Source organism: Parabacteroides sp. AD58 (assembly GCF_023744375.2).
GTDB lineage: Bacteria > Bacteroidota > Bacteroidia > Bacteroidales > Tannerellaceae > Parabacteroides > Parabacteroides absconsus.
This window is the reverse complement of record NZ_CP146284.1, coordinates 170,136-191,826: the sequence shown is the minus strand read 5'-3', so window position 1 is coordinate 191,826 and position 21,691 is coordinate 170,136. Positions and strand designations below refer to the sequence as shown.

Here is a 21,691-nt window from a genome sequence, read left to right as displayed (position 1 = left end):
AATTTTAAGGACAAAAATAAAACAATATCGCGATAGATTTCGTTATTTTGCAAAAAAAACAAGAGAATATGAGTATAACAATTCTTGGTATCGAATCTTCATGTGACGATACTTCTTCTTCTGTCATTCAAGACGGTGTTATGTTGTCTAATGTAATTGCCAGCCAGGCTGTGCATGAAGCATATGGTGGTGTAGTCCCGGAATTAGCCTCTCGTGCCCACCAACAAAATATCATTCCGGTTGTTTCGGAAGCAATCAAAAGAGCAGGTATTGACAAATCTCAAATCGATGCTGTTGCTTTTACCCGCGGTCCCGGCTTAATGGGATCCTTGCTCGTTGGAACTTCTTTTGCCAAAGGTTTCTCGGCAGCTTTGGGAATTCCAATGATTGAAGTTAATCACCTGCAGGCCCATGTTCTGGCTCATTTCATCAAAGAGAGCGCAGATGATAATCATGCCCCTTCATTTCCATTCTTATGCTTACTCGTATCTGGAGGAAACTCTCAGATAATAAAAGTAAATGCATACAATGATATGGAAGTAATTGGTCAGACCATCGACGATGCGGCGGGCGAAGCCTTCGACAAATGCGCCAAGGTAATGGGACTTGGATATCCGGGCGGCCCGGTTGTCAACCGCCTTGCCAACGAAGGAAATCCGAAAGCTTTTACATTCAGTAAGCCCCATATTCCCGGATACAATTATAGTTTCAGCGGGCTTAAAACATCATTCCTCTATACGTTGAGAGATGAACTCCAGAAAGATCCTGATTTCATTGAGAAAAATAAAAAGGATTTATGTGCCTCATTGCAAGCTACGGTTATTGATATTTTAATGCAGAAACTACGGATGGCAGCCAAAGATCTGAACATTAAAGAAGTAGCCGTTGCCGGTGGTGTTTCAGCCAATTCAGGTTTAAGAGACGCATTCCTCGATCATGCCAAACGGTATGGCTGGAAAGTACATATTCCTAAATTCTCTTTTACTACCGATAATGCTGCCATGGTAGCTATTACAGGATATTACAAATACATGGATAAAGATTTTTGTCCGATGGATGCCGCTCCATTTTCAAGAGTACAAATATGATTGTAGAAGAATTAGCCATATTGCTTGAGAAGCATCAACTTACAATGGGAACAGCAGAAAGCTGTACGGGAGGGAAAATTGCCCACATGATTACAAGTCAGGCTGGTAGTTCTGCTTATTTTAAAGGAGGAATCGTTTCCTATTGTAATGAGGTAAAACATCAGGTCTTAGGAGTCTCATCCGACGACCTGGAAAAGTTTGGTGCCGTCAGTAAGCCTGTCGTTGAACAAATGGCTTTAGGCGCTATCCGTGTTCTTAAATGTGATTGTGCCGTAGCCACATCCGGCATAGCAGGGCCTGGAGGAGCTGTTCCCGGAAAGCCTGTTGGGACAGTTTGGATAGCAGCAGCCTATAAAGACAAGGTTGTTGCCGACTGCCATCATTTTCCTTTCTATAGAAGCGGAAACATCGAAGCATCTGCAGAAACGGCTCTTGTCAAGCTGCTTGGCTTATTAGAAGAAAACGGTATCAAATAAAACTACATTCAAACAAGCTCTTATTATCATCATTTTCAAAACTCGTTGGAATTAATTTTGAATCCAACGAGTTTTGAAAACAAATCCAACGAATTTTATTAAAGACTGCTATCAGAACGTCTTTTCATTAGCCATATTCCACATATTCAGGAATGAAGCTTTTGTTATATCCACCAATTTAGACCAATTGATCCGTTCAGCATGATCACTGGGTAAATGATAGTCTGGATGACCGTTAGTATGGTACCAGATAATAGGAATATCCAATTTGGCAAACGAAGTATTATCACTTCCTCCTACCGGACGATCCCACGGACGATAATCAGGTTTAAGCTTCAAATTATATTTTTGTATATCTTCCTTCAACCACTTCCCGAAAGCTGGATGAGATTCCGTATAGAAATAAACCACATTTTCCGGATTTGACTCATCACTATTACGGCCTATCATATCAAAGTTTAAATACCCTTTTACCTTTTTCATCTCCGGAAAACTCTGAACAAAAGCACGGGAGCCCAATAAACCTTTCTCTTCACCATCCCAAAATGCAAAAATCACATTCCGCTCCGGCTGTTCACCCGCTGCTAAAAAGGCACGGGCTATCTGCAAGACGGCAGATACACCAGACGCATTGTCATCTGCTCCATTATAAATCTGGTCTCCATCCAGCATCGGATCCATACCCAAATGATCATAATGAGCTCCAACTATTACATATTCTTCCGGATTCTTTCCCGGAATCATACCTAAAATATTATTCAAGGATAATTTTTGATGTACCTCTTTCTTCAATTGGGCTATCGAATCCGGTTCAACTTGCCATTGCTTCCCCTTTTTCTGCCGTTCGGCATGGTAAACTTCAAATGGATGGTAATACGAATCACCGACAGGTTGGATTCCTAAGGATTTCAAGACAGAGACAATGTATTGCCCGGCAACTCGTCCGCCAGGGAAACCGGCTTCACGTCCTTGCAATTCATCACTCGCTAAAAACTCCACATGAGCTTCGGCTGTTAATTGATTAATTGATTCAACACCTTTTCTCTCGGCATCTTCTGCCCATAAGGAAGATCCTATAAACAAAGAAAGGCAAAGCAAAGTAGTCTTTTGTTTCATATTATTTGTGTAATTGATTAAATTTGAGACAAAGCTACAAAAAAATACCCGAAAAACGTATGGGCATAAAAAAAGGATCTTCCTTCGTGCATCCTACGCACTCGAAAGTTCCCGTCTCCATTATCTCTTACCAACCCTTTCGGTGGCAAGAGATTTCACATCACATCAAACTATACCTATTAAAACCTCATAATTAATTACCTGCAACTGTAGAAAGATTCAACGTATTTTCCAGACGACGAATCTGTGTATTCAACATCTGACACATCAAACCGTTCTTCATTGCCTGATAACGCTTAACCTGGTAACGCAACATTTCTAATGTCTTTGTTACTTGTTCATTTTTTTCATTCATATTCATTTTGGTTTTATGCCTCACGCCTGAGGCTGATTAATAATAAATATACCTAAACTCTCTTGTTGTCTTATTTCGACTGCAAAGATAAATAGTTTTTCTATAACTATGTTCTAAAACATAAAAAAATAATTCTTGTTTCTTATTTTTTAACTATTATTCCTTTTAATAAAAGGTTTATTAAATCATTTACCAGCCAAAACGTCATAAAAATAGATGAATGAAGAACTCATCCTTTATAACAAAAATCTATTTTCAAACACTCCTTTATCATCCAAATAATTTTTCATTCCGTTCATTACTCCATCCTGCCATATTTCATTTCATCTCCATTTTGGTCATACTGTTTGCGTTTACCAGTGGGTGGAGCTGAAAGTGTGATCCGAACTACCGTCGTACGATGCAGACTGCGATGAACAGCATCCTCAAAAGCATCCATATGCTGAGGCAAGAAACGCTGGCTGATGGCACGAAGAGCCTGAACCTTCTCTTCCAAATCTGTTACAACCTCAGCTTTTCCAAAAGCCATAGCGGAACGATATTGAAGGGTAAAAGAACCATCTTTTGGTCCAATCGTAGGCTGGCACTTAGTTACTGCAGAAAGACAAACTTCAGGATGAACGGCAATTGCGTCCAATTTATCTCCCTCAGGCGCACAATGAAAATACCATATATCATCACGGGTACAGGCCAACGAAAGCGGAACGCCATACGCTGTTCCGTCCGGCCGTGTAAAACTCACTGTAATATAGGGGGCTTTACGCATCACTTCCAAAGCCCAATGACTATCCATTTCCCTGCTTTTCTTTCTCATACGAATGTATATTCACGATTATTTATACCTTTTCAACTGCTGCTACATAGCGTAACCGATGTATGAATACACAAATTATCCATACCTAGTTGGCAAAAATACAGGTTATATGAAAATAATAAGCATCGTATAATCATTATTTTAATAATAAAACCGCAATGGCAAATTTATTGTAAATTTGCAACCATAAATCAAATGCTTATGAAAAAAGAATATTTATTTGCCATCCTTTTGGCAGGATTAATGCCCAACAGTTTATTGGCTCAAGCCCAGACACAGACAAAATCAGACAAACAACAGTTAAAAGTTGAAATTACAGATAGCAGAATTGATGTGGTCAGTGGTATCATATATTCACAAATTACTTCCAAATATGGAAACTGCCAACTTCGAATGACCATTCTTATACCAGAGACAAACGAACCAAAACCAGCCATTATTTATTATCCGGGTGGTGGCTTTACATCTGCTAATCACGAAAAATTTATCGAAATGCGTATGGCTCTTGCCAAAGCTGGATTTGTAGTTGCCGCTGCAGAATATAGAACAGTTCCGAATCAGTTTCCGGCTTTAATTAACGATGCCAAATCGGCTGTACGCTATCTGCGTGCACATGCTAGTCAATTCGGAATAGATCCGCGATACATTGGTGTGATTGGAGATTCCGCCGGAGGATATGTGTCTCAAATGATGGGAACAACGAATGGAGAAAAGCGCTTTGATGTAGGCGATTTTACGGAAGTTCCATCGGATGTTCAGGCAGCCGTTACCATTTATGGTATTAGCAACCTGATGAACATTGGTGAAGGTTATTCAGACACCATACAAGCCATCCATGCTTCGCCGGCTGTAACAGAAGCATTACTCGTACATGGACCAGCCTTTGCCGACTATCCCGGAGCCAGTATCCTGAGTGATCCGCAAAAAGCTTTAGATGCCAGCCCGATGGGACATATAAAGGAAAACATGCCTCCTTTCCTGATTATGCATGGATCAGCCGATTTATTGGTTTCCCCTGTTCAAAGCGAACAGCTATATAACGCTTTAGTAGAAAAAGACAACAAAGTAGATTATATTGTTGTAGAGAATGCCGGACACGGTGATCTTTACTGGTATCAGCCGAAACTCATTCAGACCGTTGTCGACTGGTTTAAAAAGAATCTCGGAGAAAATAGTCATTCCTAACTCTGCATCTGATTAGAAACTTGTTCTTTTGTTTTGAAAAAAGGAATAAAAACAGTACGTTTGCAAAAGAACTTGATGTATTTTTTACAAATATCTTATAACATGAAAATAAAACACTTAACCTTTACTGCTCTTGCAGTACTTACAGTAACATCCTGTTCGGAAAAGAAACAGGATTTTCCGTTCAGGAATCCCGATCTTCCCATTGAGGAACGCGTCGATGATTTATTGAGCCGACTGACTCCTGAAGAGAAAGTAGGACAAATGATGAACCAGACTCCTGCTATCGAGCGGTTGGATATTCCTCCATACGACTGGTGGAACGAGGCTTTACACGGTGTGGCACGGGCAGGAAAAGCGACTGTTTTTCCTCAAGCCATTGCTTTGGCTGCTACTTTTAATGATCAGGATGTGTATGAAACCTTCAATATCATTAGTGATGAAGCACGGGCCAAATACCATCAATACCAGAAAGACAAGGAATACGACCGTTATAAAGGACTGACATTCTGGACACCCAATATCAATATTTTCCGTGACCCCCGTTGGGGACGCGGGATGGAAACCTATGGAGAAGATCCATATCTTACTTCACGCATGGGCGTTGCCGTTGTAAAAGGCTTACAAGGCAACGATCCAAAATACTTCAAGACTCACGCTTGTGCCAAGCATTATGCCGTACACAGTGGTCCGGAATGGAACCGACATGAGTATAATGCCGAAGTCACTCCACGGGATCTATGGACAACTTACCTGCCAGCTTTCGAAGCCCTAGTAGAAGAAGCCAATGTACAAGAGGTGATGTGCGCTTACAACCGTTTCGAGGGAAAACCCTGTTGTAGCAGCGATAAACTATTGGTTGATATCCTCCGAAACTCCTGGGGATACGACCGGATAATTCTTTCCGACTGTGGAGCAATTGATGATTTCTGGCAGAAAGACAAGAATACACCACGGCACGAAACACATCCGGATGCTGAAAGCGCTTCAACTGATGCAGTCTTGAGTGGAACGGATTTAGAGTGTGGCGGCAGTTACCATGCGTTATTGAAAGCCATGCAAGATGGAAAAATCAAAGAATCAGACCTGGATGTTTCACTCCGCCGCCTGTTTAAGGCACGTATGGAATTAGGTATGTTTGATCCGGACGACCGTGTTCCATTCTCAAAAATACCTTATAGTGTGGTAGAAAGTCCTGAGCACGTAGCAAAAGCTCTCGACATGGCCCGGCAGAGCATGGTGCTGCTCAAGAATAAAAACCAGATCTTGCCATTGAGCAAACAACTGAAGAAAATCGCCGTCGTAGGTCCGAACGCAGCCGATTCAACAATGCTGTGGGCCAACTATAATGGATTCCCGACTCACACCGTGACCATCTTAGATGGCATCCGTGCTAAAGTACCGAATACAGAGGTTATCTATACATTAGGATGTAATCACACTGATAACTTCCTGATGAAAGATTTAGGTCAATACATAACTTCAGAAAAAGGGAACGGACTTAAATCGGAATTCTTCAACAACACAGAATTCAAAGGTGAACCTGTTTATTCGGGATTGGCAAAGGAGCTGCATTACACGACGGGTGGTAACACTCAGTTCGCACCCAATGTGAATCTGACAGACTTTTCAGCCCGCTTTACTGGAGAATTTACGGCTCCGCAAAGTGGTGACATCGAATTTACTATTTCCGGGAATGATGGTTTCCGCTTATTCATCGGCGATGAAAAAGTTGCTGAAAGCTGGACCAATGAATATGGCAGCACGAAAAATTATATTCTGAAAGCCGAAGAAGGGAAAAAATACCCTATCAAAATCGAATACATGCAGGCAAAAGGCTCGGCTGATTTGAACTTCTCTGTAGCTGTTCGTACTCCAGTTGACTATCAGGCAACTGCTAATGAAGTGAAAGATGCCGATGTCATCATTTTCGTCGGAGGTATTTCTCCCCGCCTCGAAGGAGAAGAAATGCCAGTTGATGCAGAAGGTTTCAAGAAAGGAGACCGACTGAATATAGAAATCCCGAAAGTACAGAAAGAAATGGTCAAAACACTGAAAGCAACCGGAAAACCTGTCATCTACGTGGTTTGTACAGGAAGCGCTTTGGCCTTAAATTGGGAAAACGAAAATCTGGATGCCATCCTAAACGCCTGGTATGGAGGTCAGGAAGCTGGAACAGCCGTTGCTGATATTTTATTCGGTGATTATAATCCGGCCGGACGTCTTCCGGTAACTTTTTACAAGTCCGTTGATCAGTTACCTGATTTTGAAGACTACAACATGAAAGGACGTACCTATCGGTATATGACAGAAACACCTCTTTACCCATTCGGTTACGGATTAAGTTACACCACATTCGCCTATAAGAATGCAAAACTGTCGAGTGACAAGATCAACAAAGAGGAAAACCTGACAGTCACACTTGATATTCAAAATACAGGAAAAACAGATGGCGATGAAGTTGCTCAGCTTTATATCAAGAACCCGAATGACCCGAAAGGACCGCTGAAGAGTTTACAGGGATTCAAACGTACCCATATTGCCGCTGGGGAAACACAAACCATCAGCTTTGAACTGACTCCTAAAGCCTTTTGGTCTTTCAATGATGAAACACAAACCATGGAAGTTCGTCCCGGCAAGTACGAGATTCTTTATGGACCTTCATCAGCTGACAAAGACTTGAAGAGCCTGACATTAACTATTGAATGATGGTTCATTAAGCAATTCGGCAGGGAATACTTAAAAATATTCTCTGCCGAATTAGTTTTTATCAATGTCACAAAAAATATAAACCACTACTTCCTTTTTATTTCATATCTATTCCAAAGGCTGTATCCAACAAATCCCGAACTGGTTCAGGAATAAAAAAGCGAATGTCTTTCTTTTCACGCAAAGCTTGTCGGATAAACGTAGAAGAAACCTCTATTTCAGGAGCATTCACTATATGAACCTGAGGAAATTGAACTCTATCTACTAGACATGGACTTCCTTTTCGAGGATAAACAATCAATTCACAAGCCGCCAGTATTTCCTGATAATTTTTCCATCGATCAAACTTACACCAGTTATCCGCTCCCATAATCAGGGCAAAAGAAGCTGTCGGATATAAATGTTTCAAAGCTTTTAAAGTTGAAATCGTATAAGAAGGCTTAGGCAAATGAAATTCTAAATCACAGACTTTAAACTTCGGATAGCCGGCAATTGCTTTTTCTACCATCTTTAATCGTAAGTCATCGTCTAATAAATCAATCCGCTGTTTAAACGGATTATGAGGAGTTACCATAAACCAGACTTCATCCAGGTCCGTAAATTCACACAGCCAATTCGCTAAAGCCAAATGACCTATATGAACCGGATTAAAAGAACCGGAATAAATGCCTATTTTTTTCTGGGATGATTCTGAATCCATCGTATAATATTCATCACTTGTATGCCTACAACAAGTCCTGTAGCAACCATAACAGTCACATCCTGTTTAACGAAAGCCCAACCCATTACAACCAACGCAGCTATTGCAATTAAGATAAAGCCGTATAGCCACTTCTTTGATAAATTCCGCTCGTTCATTTATCCTCAATAAAATTTTGTATAATACGTAATGCCTCAGCTTTGGCCTTATCCAAATCATCATTAACAACTACCACATCGAATTGCGGTGCAAAACTCAATTCATAGGCAGCCTTTGCTATCCGGCTTTCTATCACTTCCGGAGCATCCGTAGCACGGCCTTCCAAACGACGGCGCAATTCATCAATGCTCGGTGGCTGAATAAACATCGACAAGGCCCGGTCACCATAATACTTCTTTATATTACAGCCACCTACTACATCGACATCAAAAATAACATTGTCACCTTCTGCCAATATCCGTTCAACTTCGCTCTTTAAAGTTCCATAGAATTTATCTTTATAGACTTCTTCATACTCCAGAAAGTCACCGGCGGCTATGCGGGCACGAAATTCTTCTGGAGAAAGAAAAAAATATTCTACCCCATTCTTTTCTGTTCCTCGCGGTGCTCGGCTCGTTGCTGAAATAGAAAAACGTAGCCGCAAGTTCTGCGTCAGTAAATAATTAATAATCGTAGACTTTCCCGATCCGGAAGGAGCCGAGAATATAATCAATTTGCCTGCCATTATGGACTATTTTATTTATTATAAAACGTTCAAAACCTGTTCTTTTATCTGTTCCAGTTCATCTTTCATACGGACAACGATCTTCTGCATATCCGCATGATTACTCTTTGAGCCCAATGTATTGATTTCCCGGCCCATTTCCTGAGCGATAAATCCCAACTTCTTTCCCTGACCATGACCTGTTTCCATCGTTTCCAGGAAATATTTCAAGTGATTATCCAACCGGTTTTTCTCTTCATTGACATCCAGCTTTTCGATATAATAAATCATTTCCTGCTCAAAACGATTCTTATCATAATCGACTGCCAGCTTCTCCAGATTATCCAGGATACGACCTTTTATCTTTTCAATCCGTTCTTTTTCGTATGGCTCCACATCGTTCAGCAAAGCAGCTATATTAGATACTTTTTGAGTAAACAGTTTCTGCAACATGGCACCTTCCTGAATACGGAAATCGCACAAATGCTGTATCGCCTCATCAATAGCCTGCTTAACAACGTTCCATTCATCTTCATCAACTTCCACCGGATCTGTCTTGATTACATCCGGCATTCTTAATACCAGCTGTAATTCGTCCCAACTTGAAGGAGCACTGATACCTAACTTATCTGATAATTCTTTTAGTTGGGCAAAATAAGACATCACTGCCTCTTGATTTATCTGTGAGGAAGCTTCCTTTCCTATGTATTCAATATAGATAGCAAAATCAACTTTTCCACGTTCAAGTGTCTGCAACAACCGACTACGGATCTGCATTTCCTTTTCCTTATAGATAGAAGGGATACGCGTTGACAAATCCAGCTGTTTACTATTAAGCGCCTTAATCTCTACGGTTACTTTTTTGGTAGGCAATTCGGCAGTAACCTTACCGAAACCTGTCATTGATTGTATCATGCTACTTAAAATTTCTACAAAGTTAGCTTTTTCAGCCGACAATTAATAATCTATTGCCTACAAGATTCCTTTTTTTATTCAGCCAGCCAGTTCCGGTTATAGACTTTTTCGTTAGGAGTCTTGTAGTACATATCACTTACCTGAGGAATCAGCAGTTCATACGTTTTTCCTGCTGTTATTAGTTTCCGATCTCTTAGCCACGGGTTAAACCGTTTCAAATCAGCATAAGTCACCCCTTGGGCCTTGGCAAACGAAGCTAAGTCGGGTATATCCGATGAAACCTCCACCGATTTACATTCAATAGGCTTATATAAATCCCGTTCGCGCAAGACAAAGCCATATTTATAAGGATTCTCGAAAATCAATTTGATGGCCAGAATCCGATAAACATAGCGTGTTGTTTCCTCAACCAGCCATAAGTCTAATGAACTTTCCACATCCTGTTTACTCAATTCACCGGAAATACGTCCCATTCCCGCATTATAGGAAGAAGCGACAGCTACCCAGTCACCATATTTGGCATAAGCATCTTTCAAGTATTTACACGCTGCTATCGTCGATTTCTGCACATGACTGCGTTCGTCTACTGTCGGAGTAATTGTCAATCCATAATCCTTGGCTGTTCCTTCCATAAACTGCCACATTCCTACAGCCCGCGCAGGAGATTTAATCCGTGGATCCAGATTACTTTCAATAACAGCCAGATATTTAAAATCATCAGGGACACCATATTCCTTCAATATAGGTTCTATAATTGGGAAATAACGGTTTGCCCGCTTAAAATTCAACATGGTACTTGCATGTAAATAACAGAAGGACGACAACTCCCGGTCTATGCCTTCATGCATATTATAACGGGTCAAATCGATCAACTGACCGCAGAAATGAATTTGATCAGGTATTTCCGGAGTCATAATCATCGACGGGACGACCGGCTTAACCCGTTTAATCAAGGCTGAATCATCCGAACAGACCGATATACATGCAAAGAAAAACAACAGACATACGGCCAATACTGACATTAATTTTGCTTTCATTATCTTCTAACAATAAGAGTTTCTACATTTCCGAACTTCCAGAAGATTCATAACTACGTTCTTTTTTCGGGCGTAAAATATTGATATCTCCTTTTTTCTTGTATTTGATTCCATCCGAACCTTCTGCTTCAATCACATAAAAATATACACCAGGCGTTACATACTTTCCGCCTTGTTTACCATCCCATCCTGCAGCCGGATTCGTCCAATGATAGATCTGTTGTCCCCATCGGTTGAAGATCCAGCAGGAGAACTTAACCAAAGATTTGTATGCCACACGGAATTCATCGTTAACACCAGGCGTTGTTCCCGGGGAAAAAGCATTTGGCACATCCAAAAATGATTCGGCCACTTCGATCTCAAACGGATAAGAATTATAACATTTTCCAGTCCGATCACTCACTTCTACTTCTGCTGTATATTTTCCATATTCTGAAAATGTATATTCTACTTCCGGTTCAGTAAAACGTATCAGGGCATTATCCGCTCCTTCCTCGGTTTTATAGATTTTCCATATATACAAAGAAGCCACCGGATCATTGGCGCAAGCTGTAAAACGGATCGTTACCGGAGCTGACAGCGCTTCAGAGGTAGTAGTCATATTCTCCGCTTCATCCAGGAAAACAGTTGTATCAGCCTCCAACAAGATAGAAGATGCTTCATAATAATCAGTAGTAGCCGATTGCATTTTACCAAAGTGAGAAGCGAACTGATCGCCCGTCAACGTAAAATTGGTATCTGCATAAACCGAATCGACCAATTGCTGAAACGGATTTCCTTCCAGATTCTTTACCTTTTCGATTGAATTGAAAACCTTTGAATCCTCATCCCATTCTAATGTCTCATAAGTCACCTCAAATTTTCTGTTCAGCTGACGGTTGATACCACTTGTCGGATCCGAATATGTCAGATTATCCATCTTGTAATCACCTGTCAAGATAACACCGGAACAAGGATCACTGTTTTCTGAAACGGCCAGATTGCTTATCTCAAAAGGATGCTTGCTATAATCAATAATCCAGACATACGATGACAAAGGTCCTTCTTCCACAAAATAACCATACCCGTCTTCTATATTTGTTATAGTCGAAGTTGATCCCTGCTGTTGGCAGGATATAGGTTCTGCCTCCAGCCGTTTTGTTTTATACCGATACCATTGATGTTCAGTCGAAGTGGATGTATAACTGATCGTAACACCATCCGTCCCATTCACGACATACACTTTCAATTTCAACGCCGTCTCTTCCTTTGCCAACATCGGTTCGCCTTGCCCGCCTTTCACTACATATTCTTCAGCAGACAAAGGCAGGATCATTCCCAACAAAAAGAAAAGCCAGCACCACTTTCTAAGTGTTTTCATTTTCATACGCTTACTAATTGACTCCAAAATTACAATAATTCTTCAAACAACACTTCACACAGCATAATGAAGGGTCGTTTTATCTTTCCCTTTTTACCATTTTTTATAGGATATTTTCTTTCTAACGCAGAAATAGGTCAAATGTTATTTCTACCAACCGCTTATTCCAACATTATCCAGTTCCATTATTAGCTTTTTTTGCAGACTTACACTATCTTTGTCCCGATTAAACAAAGAAGAAATGAATCGATTGAAAACCGTTATACTTTCATGTGTACTCAGTGTTGCCAGTTTAACTGCTTTCGGACAAGATAGCAAAACTTTTCAGCATACCATCGAACAAGGCGAAACTGTTTATGCCATTGCCACCATGTACGGTGTCACCACAGAAGCCATCTATAAACTGAACCCTGGAAGCAAGGAAGGCATTAAAGCCGGTGAAGTTCTGCTGATTCCGCAGAAGAAAGCCAGCACCAAAGGAAATAATGCAGAGACATATACCTTTCATACCATTGAAGCCAAGGAAACACTTTATGCCGTTTCCATGAAATATAAAGTGCCTGCCCAATATATTCTGCAGGCCAATCCGGGTCTTTCTGTAAAAACATTCCAGAAAGGACGAACCATCCGCATACCTTCCAATGAAAGTATTCAGGCCATGGATCAAACTGCCCAAACAGAAAGTAAACCGCAAGCAGAAGAAGCTCCGGTTCAGGAAATTACTTATACTATTCAAAAGAAAGAGACAATGTATAGTTTGTGCCGGAAATTCAAGGTTTCCAGTTACGAACTGATCAAATTGAATCCTCAATTAAAAAGCGGAGTAAAAGCCGGCGTTGAAATTAAAGTGCCGGTTAAAGATGACGCCGTTGCCAGCAAAACGGAGAACAAAGCCTCTACAGAATCGTTCATCCAGTCTGAATCTGAAGTGAACGCATTATTGTCGGCTCCTAAAAGTACACGGGCACTTAATCAGCTTAAAGTAGCCTTATTATTACCTTTCAATCCGAGTAAGAAGACTGCAGCGTCTTCCCGTTTCATTGAATATTATGAAGGAATGTTACTGGCTGTCGACAGTCTGCAGAACCAAGGCTTATCATTGGATTTATCGGTTTATGATACAGGAGAAGGAACAAGCCGCATCCGCGAAATTCTTACGGGCGAAACTCTGCCGAATGCCGATCTAATCATTGGAGCCGTCCAGAATGATCAGATTAAAATGATAGCCGATTTTGCCAAAGAACATCATATCAAATATGTCATTCCTTTTACTTCTAAAAATGACGATGTCCTGTCAAACAACTTCGTGTTTCAAGTAAATACGCCTCATTCCTATTTATATTCCAAAGCGGCAGAACGAGGACGCAAGTTGTTTGCCAACGATCATATCATCTTTGTCAATATCCATGATAAAGAAGAGAAAAAGCCTTTCATTAAGGCCTTACAAGAAGAATTGAAGGACCATCAGGTTCCTTTCAAGGAAATCGAATACAACGGAGAAACTTTTGCCCAGGATCTGGATTCGCTTTACATGGTCGACCAAGTCCGCAATGTCATTATTCCGACATCGTCTTCGCTGGAAGCGCTGCAGAAGATCAAGACACCGTTGCGTATGCTGGCCGAGACTAAAACTGATTATACAATTTCTCTCTTCGGTTATCCGGAATGGCAAACGTACGTACGCGAAGCCCTGGACGATTTCTATGCGCTCGATACCTATATTTATACCAATTTCTATGCTGACAACTTGTCGAAACCCATGCAGGATTTCTACAACAAATTCAAGACCTGGTATAGTAAGGACTTAATCAATACCTATCCGAAATATGGTATCCTCGGATTCGATACAGGTATGTTCTTCTTTGGAGCCATGAAAAAATATGGTGTTAACTTCGAAGAAGAGCTCGACAACATCCATTACCCGAGTATTCAGACGGGTTTTGATTTTCATCGTGTCAATAACTGGGGAGGTTTCATTAATACACAAATCTTTATTGTGCACTATAATAAAGATTTTACCGTAACTCGTGAATAAAATCAGGAAGATGATGAGGTATTTGTTTCTAGCGGCCTCGCTGCTGTTCCTTTCTATCGGAGACGGTCTAGCACAAAATAACACCTTCAAACAAGAATTGTCGGTAGGTGCTTCGTTTGGCATGAACTTTTCATCCATATCCTTTGCTCCGAAAGTCAACCAGAAAATGAAACAAGGTTATCAGGGTGGTGTAACGCTCCGATGGATTACTGAAAATCACCTGGGACTTCAGGCTGAATTGAACTATGCCCAACAAGGATGGGAGGAAGAATTTGAGGAACAACCGGAGTATCAATACAGCCGGACAATTAATTATGTAGAGCTTCCCTTTCTGACTCATATTTATTTTGGCGGGAATCGTTTCAAGTTCTTCTTCAACTTGGGACCTAAAATAGGGTATGCGCTTAGCGAAAGTACGGTAAGTAACTTAAACGGAGCCGAACCAAACCGGAATAATATGCAGCATGATATGCCGATCGAGAAGAAATTTGACTGGGGATTGTGTGGCGGACCCGGACTGGAATTATCAACAGGCATCGGCCATTTCCTGCTGGAAGGCCGATACTATTATGCTTTGGGCGATATCTATGGCAGCCAGAAAAAAGATCCGTTTGCCCGTTCTGCCAGCCAAACTATTGGAGTTAAGTTCACCTATTTGTTTCCTATCTGGCGATAAACGGGCACAAATGCCTTTACTTCTTGAGCAAATCCGGACGAAGACGGGCTGTTCGTTCCTGGGCCTGCTGCAAACGCCATTCTTCTATCTTGCGTTGATGACCTGACAAGAGGATGTCTGGCACTTTCCATCCTTTATATTCTGCGGGGCGCGTATAAACCGGAGGTGCCAGCAAATTATCCTGAAAGGAATCAGACAAAGCACTCTGCTCATCTCCTATCGCACCCGGAATAAGGCGGACCACTGCATCGGTTATAATAGCAGCGGCCAATTCTCCTCCGGTCAGCACATAATCACCTACCGAGATTTCCTTGGTGATCAGATGTTCGCGAATCCGGTAATCGATACCTTTATAATGACCGCACAGAATTATCAGATTATTCAATAACGACATCTGATTTGCCATCGGTTGGTTGAATGTCTCTCCATCCGGCGAAGTATAAATCACTTCATCGTACTCCCGTTCTTCTTTTAATGCTGAAATAGCCCGGTCGATCGGTTCAATCTGCATTACCATTCCTGCTTCTCCTCCAAACGGATAGTCGTCTACCCGACGCCATTTATTAGTCGTATAATCTCTCAGGTTATGTAAATGAATTTCGGCCAGTCCTTTATCCTGAGCTCGTTTCACGATAGAACAATTCACCATTCCTTCTATCATTTCCGGTAATACAGTCAAAATATCTATACGCATATGTGTTCAGTTCCTTATCAATTAATTAATCAGACAACAAAGATACGCTTTTTATCTGAATCCGTAGTAGCCCAAACAGCTCTGTATATTGACATTTCACACCCAATTAAGCTGTTTTTCTTATCATAAATCAAGAAAGAGAACATATTCTTTATTTTTTTGCTATAAAGAGAACAACGTACAAATGAATAAAGTATTTTTGTGTCGTAAAACATAACTATACAGCACAGAGGTGAAAAGATTGTTTAGTTATAAGTCCTGTTTTCAGGATATTGATTCAAACTTTACAGATTTTTCGTAAACCAGAAAAGGAAGAATCAAGGTTGTTTAGGTAATGGTTGGTATAAGATCCAATGAAAGAAAAAAGTTTTACAAGGTTATCTATTAAATTAAAAGAAGGATCTTACCCAACCGCATTATTAACTATTTAAATTTTTAACGACAATGAAAAAGTTTTTAGTTGCCATGTGGCAGAAATGTGCAAAGTATCTGGCTGAAGTAGGCAAGAGTGAAATGCTGAGATGGGAAAACGGATATCTATAATATCCAGATTCCCTTTTTGATTGAAACGTAATTCTGAAAAGACTATATAAAAGAGGACTTCATTTGGAGTCCTTTTTTTATTTCTGCCAGTCAAGCCTCCGTTATCATCAATCAAGAATCAGTTTCGTTCCTTTTATGTATATCCATATTATCTTGACAACGAATCCTAAATCTTTCTACATTTGCAGTCAAAAAGACAACAACGCGGATTTGCTGCTGGTAAATAAAAATCACCTGTCACCTACCAACAAAAGTGAAGTTCACTTGTTATCTTAATAAAAGAGTCTAACGCATAAACGAAATAAAAATGAGAAGAACAAACATTGGCATTCTACGCGGAGTACTGGCCATCATCTTAGGCGTTGTACTCATCATGTGGCCCGAAGCTGCCATTATTTACATGATCATGGTCATCGGAGCCTGCTTTTTATTACCTGGTATTTACTCAATTGTAGGTTACTTTTTGCGGAACAAAGAAAATGAAGTGACATCACCGATGTTTCCGCTCGACGGACTTGGCAGCCTGCTGTTAGGTGCCTGGCTGCTCATCATGCCTCACTTTTTCGTCAACATCCTGATGTATTTGTTGGGAGCTGTCCTGGTTCTGGCCGGCATACAGCAGATAGCCACCTTGATCAGAGCCCGCAAATGGAGCATTGTTCCGTACGGCTTCTACGTTTTACCTTCACTGATCCTACTCGTAGGTATTCTCATCCTTGTCTATCCAATGGATGTGATGGCCAATACGCTGACAGTCTTCGGAGTCGCCACCCTCTTCTATGGCGTCAACGAATTGATAAACTGGTATAAATTCCGCAAAAGAGATTATATCCAGATCGACTGAACCGACTCACATCAGGAATTCTTCCGATATTCCATCGGCGACATTCCCATGTGTTTCTTGAAGAATTTGCCAAAAGTGGATTGATCAGAGAAATGCAAGGCATCAGCCACCTGCTGAACAGTAGCCTGAGGCGCTTTCAACAAGATTTTAGCTTCCTGCATCAAAGCCTCATCAATCCACTTATTGGCCGACTTACCTGTCAGTTCCTTTAAAATGAGCGACAAATACTGTGGAGTAATGTATAATTGGTCCGCATAAAATGAAACGACATGTTGCTCCTTACAATGCATATATAATATACGTAAGAACGATTCAAACAATTCTTCTTTCCGTGTCAACGAAGGAGAAGTATTGTATTCCTTCCGTTCTGAAAAGATATTGCCCATCTCGATAAAAAAGCCCATCAACGTATTCTGAATCAGCAGACGTTGCAGATGATGACTGGTCTGCAAGATCGTCTGTCTCAAACGAAGCATACAATCATCCAGCGCCTTTATTTCCGACGCCTGCAGAAGAGCCGTCGGGTTCTTCCGAATCTGCATATACTGAATCATCGACGAAGAATGATTGGGCATAACCGACTGTTCCAAGAATGCACGCGAGACAGCCAACAGGCGACCTCGGAAATTATCACTGTACTTCATTACTTTCGTGATATGCGTCGGCATAATCGTAACCACTGTATTTACGGAAGCCTGGAAAAGAACATAATCGATGCTCAGGTCGATCGATCCCTCAAGAACCAGTAAAACCTGCAAAGCATTGACACGGACTGAGTCATTCAAAAATACATCTTGACCATTCAGATCGGCCACCAATATATCATCATGATAACAATCATATATATACAAACCGGATTTCAAAGTATCAAAATCAATTAAGGGCAATTCTATCATATATACATCTTTATTTATAGCCAAACAACACTATTTCATACAAACATACACAAAGATTTGGAAAGCGGTATCTCCTTTTAGTTTTTTTATAAGATTTATCGACATCTCTCCTACCGCCAGACATAAGCAACAAAAAATGGTATCGCTCCAAGCCAATTCATCCAAATTCGTTATGCAAACATTTAAAATCAGGCAGAAATTCTTTAGTTCACGGCGTGAACTAAGTAATTCACGGCGTGAACTAAACTTTCTATTACTGGAATTACAAAAATAGAGAACGAGCTTCTACTTTAAAAAAGAATAAAATAAAACTTATATATTTGGCTGAGAAATAAAAAATAGCTACCTTTGCCGCGTTTTCTACCCGTGTGATGGGAAAATTAGAAAGCGAATTAGAATAAACAATCTAATTTTGAGTAACACATTTAATTAATTAAGATGAAAACATTTCAATTAGAAGGTAAGTCAAGAGAGATCGCTGCATGTCCGGCAGATCAGAAGAGAGCTTTGAAAGCTATGCGTAAAAACAATGAAATTCCTGCTGTTCTGTACGGTGGAGAAAAAGTAATTCATTTTTCTGTTACCAACAGCGCCGTTCGTAACTTGGTTTACACTCCAGACATCTACGCTGTTGATTTGACAATCGATGGTGAAAAGAAAACTGTCATCATGAAAGATATCCAGTTCCACCCGGTAACTGATGCCATTCTTCACATCGACTTCTTGGAAGTAAACAATACGAAACCTATCGTTATGGAAGTTCCGGTTGTTTTGGATGGTCACGCTGAAGGTGTTAAAGCCGGTGGTAAGCTTCAGTTACAGATGAGAAAACTGAAAGTAAAGGCTATTTACACAGAAATCCCTGAAAGATTGGTTATCAATGTTGATCACCTGGGCTTAGGTAAGACTATGCAGGTAGGTGAAATCCACTTCGATGGCTTGGAAATCATGAACGCTAAGAACGCTGTTGTCTGCGCTGTTCAGTTGACTCGTGCCGCTCGTGGTGCTCAGGCTAAAGCTTAATGTGTAAGTCTTCTTAAGATAAAGGATATTTTATCATTTATAAGATTTAGTCAGGAAGGGGTTTGTTCGATTTGAATAAACCCCTTTATTTTTCTATTCAACATATCTCGAAACATAACATGAAATATTTAATTACCGGATTAGGAAACATCGGAGCTGAATATTGGGGAACCCGCCATAATGTCGGATTCCGCGTTGTCAATCATTTGGTAGAGCAAGCAGGTGCGACCTTTTCTGACGAACGATATGGTGCCGTAGCCCGTATGCGGATCAAGAACTGCGAGCTGGTTGTTCTGAAGCCTAATACATACATGAATCTGAGTGGTAATGCTGTCCGTTACTGGCTGCAGAAGGAAAATATCCCGGTTGAAAACCTTTTAATTGTTGTAGATGACCTGGCTCTTCCCTTCTGTACGTTACGTCTGAAGCCCAAAGGAAGTGATGCCGGACACAACGGACTGAAGAATATTGCTCAGATGCTGAATACACAGAACTATGCCCGCCTGCGTTTCGGATTGGGAAATGACTTTCCAAGAGGCGGACAAATTGATTTTGTCTTGGGAAAGTTTCCTCAAGAAGAACTGGACCAGATGCCGGCCATCTTAGATCGTGCGACAGAAATCATCAAAAGCTTCTGTCTGGCAGGCATTCAATTAACGATGAACCAATTTAATAATAAATAATAACAGATGAACGAAGTTCGTATCGACAAATGGATGTGGGCAACGCGCATCTTCAAGACCAGAAGCATTGCTGCCGATGCCTGCAAGAAAGGGCGTGTGATGATTGGCGGCGTTAATGTCAAACCATCCAGAATGATTAAGGTGGGCGACATTATTCAGGTCAGGAAGCCGCCCGTTACCTTTTCGTTCAAGGTACTCGACCTGACAGAAAACCGGATGGGAGCCAAACTGGTCCCGCAGTTTATGGAAAACGTAACGACACCCGACCAGTATGAAATCCTCGAGATGAACCGTATCTCAGGCTTTGTCAACCGGGCGAAAGGTTTGGGCCGTCCGACGAAAAAAGACCGCCGCGAACTGGAACAGTTTACGGGTGCCGATTTCTATGAAGGAGGCGACGATTTTGATTTTGACTTTGATTTCGACTCGGATGATGAGGATTGAAACGAAAATCTATTATCTTTGCGCATGCAATTAAAAAGAATTTATACAAATGAAAAACATTAAAATTTTCTCGAAAGACTGGCTTGTCCTGCATCCGTATGTACAAAGCACGCCGGTTGACTCGTATTATACGATTATTGCCAATCGCATCTATGATATATTAGTAGCAACCGAACTGATCAATTCATTTGAAGGAGATGAAGCCAAGCAGATTTCTATCCGCATGGCCGCTTACTTCGAAGATGTCATTTCGCAGACGAATATCTGGAGAACCTTTATCCATGGATTCAAAGAAAGATATGGTCATTACCTGCCTTTCTTTACGACTAGCGACCATTATTATGAAGATGAAGCCAATCTGGAAGACGTCCGTTTTCTGTTATGGCACTTTACCCAGCAATACCACGGATGGAGAAAAGGCACATTCGTCAATCCGGACAATCCAGCCAACCAGGCAGCTGCCAATATGATCTATAAAATCTTCTGCGATGAATGGACTGTTGCTCCGGAAAATACACGCATGCAGGAACTGTTCAGCAATGAAACCCGCTACGACAATCCGGACAATTACAACAACCTGTTGTATTGGTTCCACTATAATTCGTATCTGCTGACGGATACCAACGCAGAATTAACAGAAACGACAAAAGGATACTGGCAGGAACAGGGCATCCAGACGAACGAACGTGATGTCCTGATTATTCATAACCTGTTGGCGCACGTCAGCCGTCTGCCCTTCCTGGCTTATACTTCACCGCAATGGCTCTACAAAATCATTTCTCCCGAACATCCGGATTATGCTATCTTCAAAGAAGAAGCTGAGAAAAGCATGGCCTTTATTGATCCGAAAGAGAAAGAAAGACGGGAAAGTGTACAGGATGATTATAAGAAATTCAAGGAAGTTGTACCGGATGACGTCCTGATCTATATGAAGAGTGAAGCAGAATTATATGACTTCCTGACTGAAAAGATCGGAAAAGTCTTTACAGAAGGCAAACCATCTAATGCGCCGCGTAAATTCGGTGTGTATGCTTCTCCTGAAGACGGCATTCAGGTTCTGACATTAGATATCGACTGCATTAAAGACGAAAAGAATCCGTTCTACAATAAAGAAAGAGCCGAAAAGGCAGCTTTGGGCTTCTTTATCGTTAAACATTGCAGTACAAGCACCCTGATTGAAATGACTAAACGGGGAATGCTGGCCGACGCACAGACGAAGAGTCTGGCTGGTCCTGAGCGAGGAAAAGAAATCATTCAGGACAACTGGAAATTCCTGATCGAATATTTCCACAAAGAGGAAGTTAAGTAATACACTCAAAACAGAAGAAACCCGATACCTGCTCTCTTTTTCATTCAGAAATGCAGCTATCGGGTTTCTTTTTTATACACCGCTCC

Annotated in this window: 21 protein-coding genes; 11 read left to right on the top strand and 10 right to left on the bottom strand. The window is 41.0% G+C overall.

Annotated features, from left to right (window positions below; translation table 11 throughout):
- The first annotated feature begins 68 nt into the window (after positions 1-68).
- Together tsaD and NEE14_RS00760 are read left to right on the top strand one after the other, a co-directional pair.
- On the top strand, positions 69-1,088 hold the full coding sequence (tsaD, locus tag NEE14_RS00765; RefSeq protein ID WP_251968325.1) for a tRNA (adenosine(37)-N6)-threonylcarbamoyltransferase complex transferase subunit TsaD: 1,020 nt from the start codon (positions 69-71) through the stop codon (positions 1,086-1,088).
- Complete coding sequence (locus NEE14_RS00760) at positions 1,085-1,564, top strand: CinA family protein (RefSeq protein WP_251968326.1); 480 nt, start codon at positions 1,085-1,087, stop codon at positions 1,562-1,564. The genes tsaD and NEE14_RS00760 overlap by 4 nt, the downstream gene beginning before the upstream one ends.
- Before the next feature lie 111 nt (positions 1,565-1,675).
- Here the strand turns inward: NEE14_RS00760 and NEE14_RS00755 are convergent, their stop codons facing one another.
- The 3 genes from NEE14_RS00755 to NEE14_RS00745 form a co-directional block, all read right to left on the bottom strand.
- Positions 1,676-2,680 (bottom strand): M28 family metallopeptidase, encoded by a 1,005-nt coding sequence (locus NEE14_RS00755; RefSeq protein ID WP_251968327.1) that lies wholly within the window; start codon positions 2,678-2,680, stop codon positions 1,676-1,678.
- Between the two features lie 193 nt (positions 2,681-2,873).
- On the bottom strand, positions 2,874-3,035 hold the full coding sequence (locus tag NEE14_RS00750) for a hypothetical protein (protein ID WP_251968328.1): 162 nt from the start codon (positions 3,033-3,035) through the stop codon (positions 2,874-2,876).
- 298 nt (positions 3,036-3,333) lie between these two features.
- Positions 3,334-3,849, bottom strand: coding sequence for a pyridoxamine 5'-phosphate oxidase family protein (locus NEE14_RS00745; protein ID WP_251968329.1), 516 nt, complete (start codon positions 3,847-3,849; stop codon positions 3,334-3,336).
- 201 nt (positions 3,850-4,050) lie between these two features.
- Here NEE14_RS00745 and NEE14_RS00740 point away from each other — a divergent pair, with 201 nt between their 5' ends.
- Both NEE14_RS00740 and xyl3A read left to right on the top strand, forming a co-directional pair.
- Positions 4,051-5,034, top strand: a complete 984-nt coding sequence (locus tag NEE14_RS00740) for an alpha/beta hydrolase (RefSeq protein ID WP_251968330.1) — start codon at positions 4,051-4,053, stop codon at positions 5,032-5,034.
- A 102-nt stretch (positions 5,035-5,136) separates the two neighbouring features.
- Positions 5,137-7,743: a xylan 1,4-beta-xylosidase gene (gene xyl3A / locus NEE14_RS00735; protein WP_251968331.1), complete on the top strand. Its 2,607-nt coding sequence runs from the start codon at positions 5,137-5,139 to the stop codon at positions 7,741-7,743.
- Between the two features lie 97 nt (positions 7,744-7,840).
- Here xyl3A and nadD read toward each other — a convergent pair whose 3' ends face one another.
- The 5 genes from nadD to NEE14_RS00710 form a co-directional block, all read right to left on the bottom strand.
- Positions 7,841-8,443: a nicotinate (nicotinamide) nucleotide adenylyltransferase gene (gene nadD / locus NEE14_RS00730; protein WP_251968332.1), complete on the bottom strand. Its 603-nt coding sequence runs from the start codon at positions 8,441-8,443 to the stop codon at positions 7,841-7,843.
- A 154-nt stretch (positions 8,444-8,597) separates the two neighbouring features.
- On the bottom strand, positions 8,598-9,167 hold the full coding sequence (gene gmk, locus NEE14_RS00725; RefSeq protein WP_251968333.1) for a guanylate kinase: 570 nt from the start codon (positions 9,165-9,167) through the stop codon (positions 8,598-8,600).
- A gap of 18 nt (positions 9,168-9,185) precedes the next feature.
- Complete coding sequence (locus NEE14_RS00720) at positions 9,186-10,061, bottom strand: YicC/YloC family endoribonuclease (protein ID WP_251968334.1); 876 nt, start codon at positions 10,059-10,061, stop codon at positions 9,186-9,188.
- Between the two features lie 74 nt (positions 10,062-10,135).
- On the bottom strand, positions 10,136-11,098 hold the full coding sequence (locus NEE14_RS00715) for a lytic transglycosylase domain-containing protein (RefSeq protein ID WP_251968335.1): 963 nt from the start codon (positions 11,096-11,098) through the stop codon (positions 10,136-10,138).
- A 22-nt stretch (positions 11,099-11,120) separates the two neighbouring features.
- On the bottom strand, positions 11,121-12,458 hold the full coding sequence (locus tag NEE14_RS00710; protein WP_251968336.1) for a gliding motility-associated C-terminal domain-containing protein: 1,338 nt from the start codon (positions 12,456-12,458) through the stop codon (positions 11,121-11,123).
- 241 nt (positions 12,459-12,699) lie between these two features.
- Between NEE14_RS00710 and NEE14_RS00705 the strand changes: the two genes are divergently transcribed.
- Positions 12,700-14,493, top strand: coding sequence for a PBP1 and LysM peptidoglycan-binding domain-containing protein (locus NEE14_RS00705; protein ID WP_251968337.1), 1,794 nt, complete (start codon positions 12,700-12,702; stop codon positions 14,491-14,493).
- A 10-nt stretch (positions 14,494-14,503) separates the two neighbouring features.
- Positions 14,504-15,169, top strand: a complete 666-nt coding sequence (locus NEE14_RS00700; protein WP_251968338.1) for a porin family protein — start codon at positions 14,504-14,506, stop codon at positions 15,167-15,169.
- Positions 15,170-15,185: 16 nt separating this feature from the next.
- On the opposite strand, the gene trmD is transcribed toward NEE14_RS00700, so the two are convergent.
- Positions 15,186-15,863, bottom strand: a complete 678-nt coding sequence (gene trmD, locus NEE14_RS00695; RefSeq protein ID WP_251968339.1) for a tRNA (guanosine(37)-N1)-methyltransferase TrmD — start codon at positions 15,861-15,863, stop codon at positions 15,186-15,188.
- Between the two features lie 850 nt (positions 15,864-16,713).
- Between trmD and NEE14_RS00690 the strand changes: the two genes are divergently transcribed.
- Entirely contained in the window at positions 16,714-17,250 is a 537-nt protein-coding gene (locus NEE14_RS00690; protein ID WP_251968340.1) for a DUF308 domain-containing protein, read from the top strand.
- 11 nt (positions 17,251-17,261) lie between these two features.
- Here the strand turns inward: NEE14_RS00690 and NEE14_RS00685 are convergent, their stop codons facing one another.
- Positions 17,262-18,146, bottom strand: coding sequence for a helix-turn-helix domain-containing protein (locus NEE14_RS00685; RefSeq protein WP_251968341.1), 885 nt, complete (start codon positions 18,144-18,146; stop codon positions 17,262-17,264).
- A 438-nt stretch (positions 18,147-18,584) separates the two neighbouring features.
- Between NEE14_RS00685 and NEE14_RS00680 the strand changes: the two genes are divergently transcribed.
- The 4 genes from NEE14_RS00680 to NEE14_RS00665 all read left to right on the top strand — a co-directional run bounded on the left by NEE14_RS00680 (position 18,585) and on the right by NEE14_RS00665 (position 21,605).
- The gene (locus NEE14_RS00680) at positions 18,585-19,169 is read left to right on the top strand and encodes a 50S ribosomal protein L25/general stress protein Ctc (protein WP_251968342.1); all 585 of its coding nucleotides are present in this window, start codon (positions 18,585-18,587) and stop codon (positions 19,167-19,169) included.
- A gap of 119 nt (positions 19,170-19,288) precedes the next feature.
- Positions 19,289-19,852, top strand: coding sequence for an aminoacyl-tRNA hydrolase (pth, locus tag NEE14_RS00675; RefSeq protein WP_251968343.1), 564 nt, complete (start codon positions 19,289-19,291; stop codon positions 19,850-19,852).
- A gap of 6 nt (positions 19,853-19,858) precedes the next feature.
- Positions 19,859-20,296, top strand: coding sequence for an RNA-binding S4 domain-containing protein (locus NEE14_RS00670; protein ID WP_022456427.1), 438 nt, complete (start codon positions 19,859-19,861; stop codon positions 20,294-20,296).
- Positions 20,297-20,345: 49 nt separating this feature from the next.
- The gene (locus tag NEE14_RS00665) at positions 20,346-21,605 is read left to right on the top strand and encodes a DUF3843 family protein (RefSeq protein WP_251968344.1); all 1,260 of its coding nucleotides are present in this window, start codon (positions 20,346-20,348) and stop codon (positions 21,603-21,605) included.
- The last annotated feature ends 86 nt before the right edge of the window (positions 21,606-21,691 follow it).

What these genes read in the sequence shown, in the direction of transcription:
- tsaD (WP_251968325.1), top strand. Translation starts at nt 69, where the DNA reads ATGAGTATAACAATTCTTGGTATCGAATCTTCATGTGACGATACTTCT.
- NEE14_RS00760 (WP_251968326.1), top strand. Translation starts at nt 1,085, where the DNA reads ATGATTGTAGAAGAATTAGCCATATTGCTTGAGAAGCATCAACTTACA.
- NEE14_RS00755 (WP_251968327.1), bottom strand. Translation starts at nt 2,680, where the DNA reads ATGAAACAAAAGACTACTTTGCTTTGCCTTTCTTTGTTTATAGGATCT.
- NEE14_RS00750 (WP_251968328.1), bottom strand. Translation starts at nt 3,035, where the DNA reads ATGAATGAAAAAAATGAACAAGTAACAAAGACATTAGAAATGTTGCGT.
- NEE14_RS00745 (WP_251968329.1), bottom strand. Translation starts at nt 3,849, where the DNA reads ATGAGAAAGAAAAGCAGGGAAATGGATAGTCATTGGGCTTTGGAAGTG.
- NEE14_RS00740 (WP_251968330.1), top strand. Translation starts at nt 4,051, where the DNA reads ATGAAAAAAGAATATTTATTTGCCATCCTTTTGGCAGGATTAATGCCC.
- xyl3A (WP_251968331.1), top strand. Translation starts at nt 5,137, where the DNA reads ATGAAAATAAAACACTTAACCTTTACTGCTCTTGCAGTACTTACAGTA.
- nadD (WP_251968332.1), bottom strand. Translation starts at nt 8,443, where the DNA reads ATGGATTCAGAATCATCCCAGAAAAAAATAGGCATTTATTCCGGTTCT.
- gmk (WP_251968333.1), bottom strand. Translation starts at nt 9,167, where the DNA reads ATGGCAGGCAAATTGATTATATTCTCGGCTCCTTCCGGATCGGGAAAG.
- NEE14_RS00720 (WP_251968334.1), bottom strand. Translation starts at nt 10,061, where the DNA reads ATGATACAATCAATGACAGGTTTCGGTAAGGTTACTGCCGAATTGCCT.
- NEE14_RS00715 (WP_251968335.1), bottom strand. Translation starts at nt 11,098, where the DNA reads ATGAAAGCAAAATTAATGTCAGTATTGGCCGTATGTCTGTTGTTTTTC.
- NEE14_RS00710 (WP_251968336.1), bottom strand. Translation starts at nt 12,458, where the DNA reads ATGAAAACACTTAGAAAGTGGTGCTGGCTTTTCTTTTTGTTGGGAATG.
- NEE14_RS00705 (WP_251968337.1), top strand. Translation starts at nt 12,700, where the DNA reads ATGAATCGATTGAAAACCGTTATACTTTCATGTGTACTCAGTGTTGCC.
- NEE14_RS00700 (WP_251968338.1), top strand. Translation starts at nt 14,504, where the DNA reads ATGATGAGGTATTTGTTTCTAGCGGCCTCGCTGCTGTTCCTTTCTATC.
- trmD (WP_251968339.1), bottom strand. Translation starts at nt 15,863, where the DNA reads ATGCGTATAGATATTTTGACTGTATTACCGGAAATGATAGAAGGAATG.
- NEE14_RS00690 (WP_251968340.1), top strand. Translation starts at nt 16,714, where the DNA reads ATGAGAAGAACAAACATTGGCATTCTACGCGGAGTACTGGCCATCATC.
- NEE14_RS00685 (WP_251968341.1), bottom strand. Translation starts at nt 18,146, where the DNA reads ATGATAGAATTGCCCTTAATTGATTTTGATACTTTGAAATCCGGTTTG.
- NEE14_RS00680 (WP_251968342.1), top strand. Translation starts at nt 18,585, where the DNA reads ATGAAAACATTTCAATTAGAAGGTAAGTCAAGAGAGATCGCTGCATGT.
- pth (WP_251968343.1), top strand. Translation starts at nt 19,289, where the DNA reads ATGAAATATTTAATTACCGGATTAGGAAACATCGGAGCTGAATATTGG.
- NEE14_RS00670 (WP_022456427.1), top strand. Translation starts at nt 19,859, where the DNA reads ATGAACGAAGTTCGTATCGACAAATGGATGTGGGCAACGCGCATCTTC.
- NEE14_RS00665 (WP_251968344.1), top strand. Translation starts at nt 20,346, where the DNA reads ATGAAAAACATTAAAATTTTCTCGAAAGACTGGCTTGTCCTGCATCCG.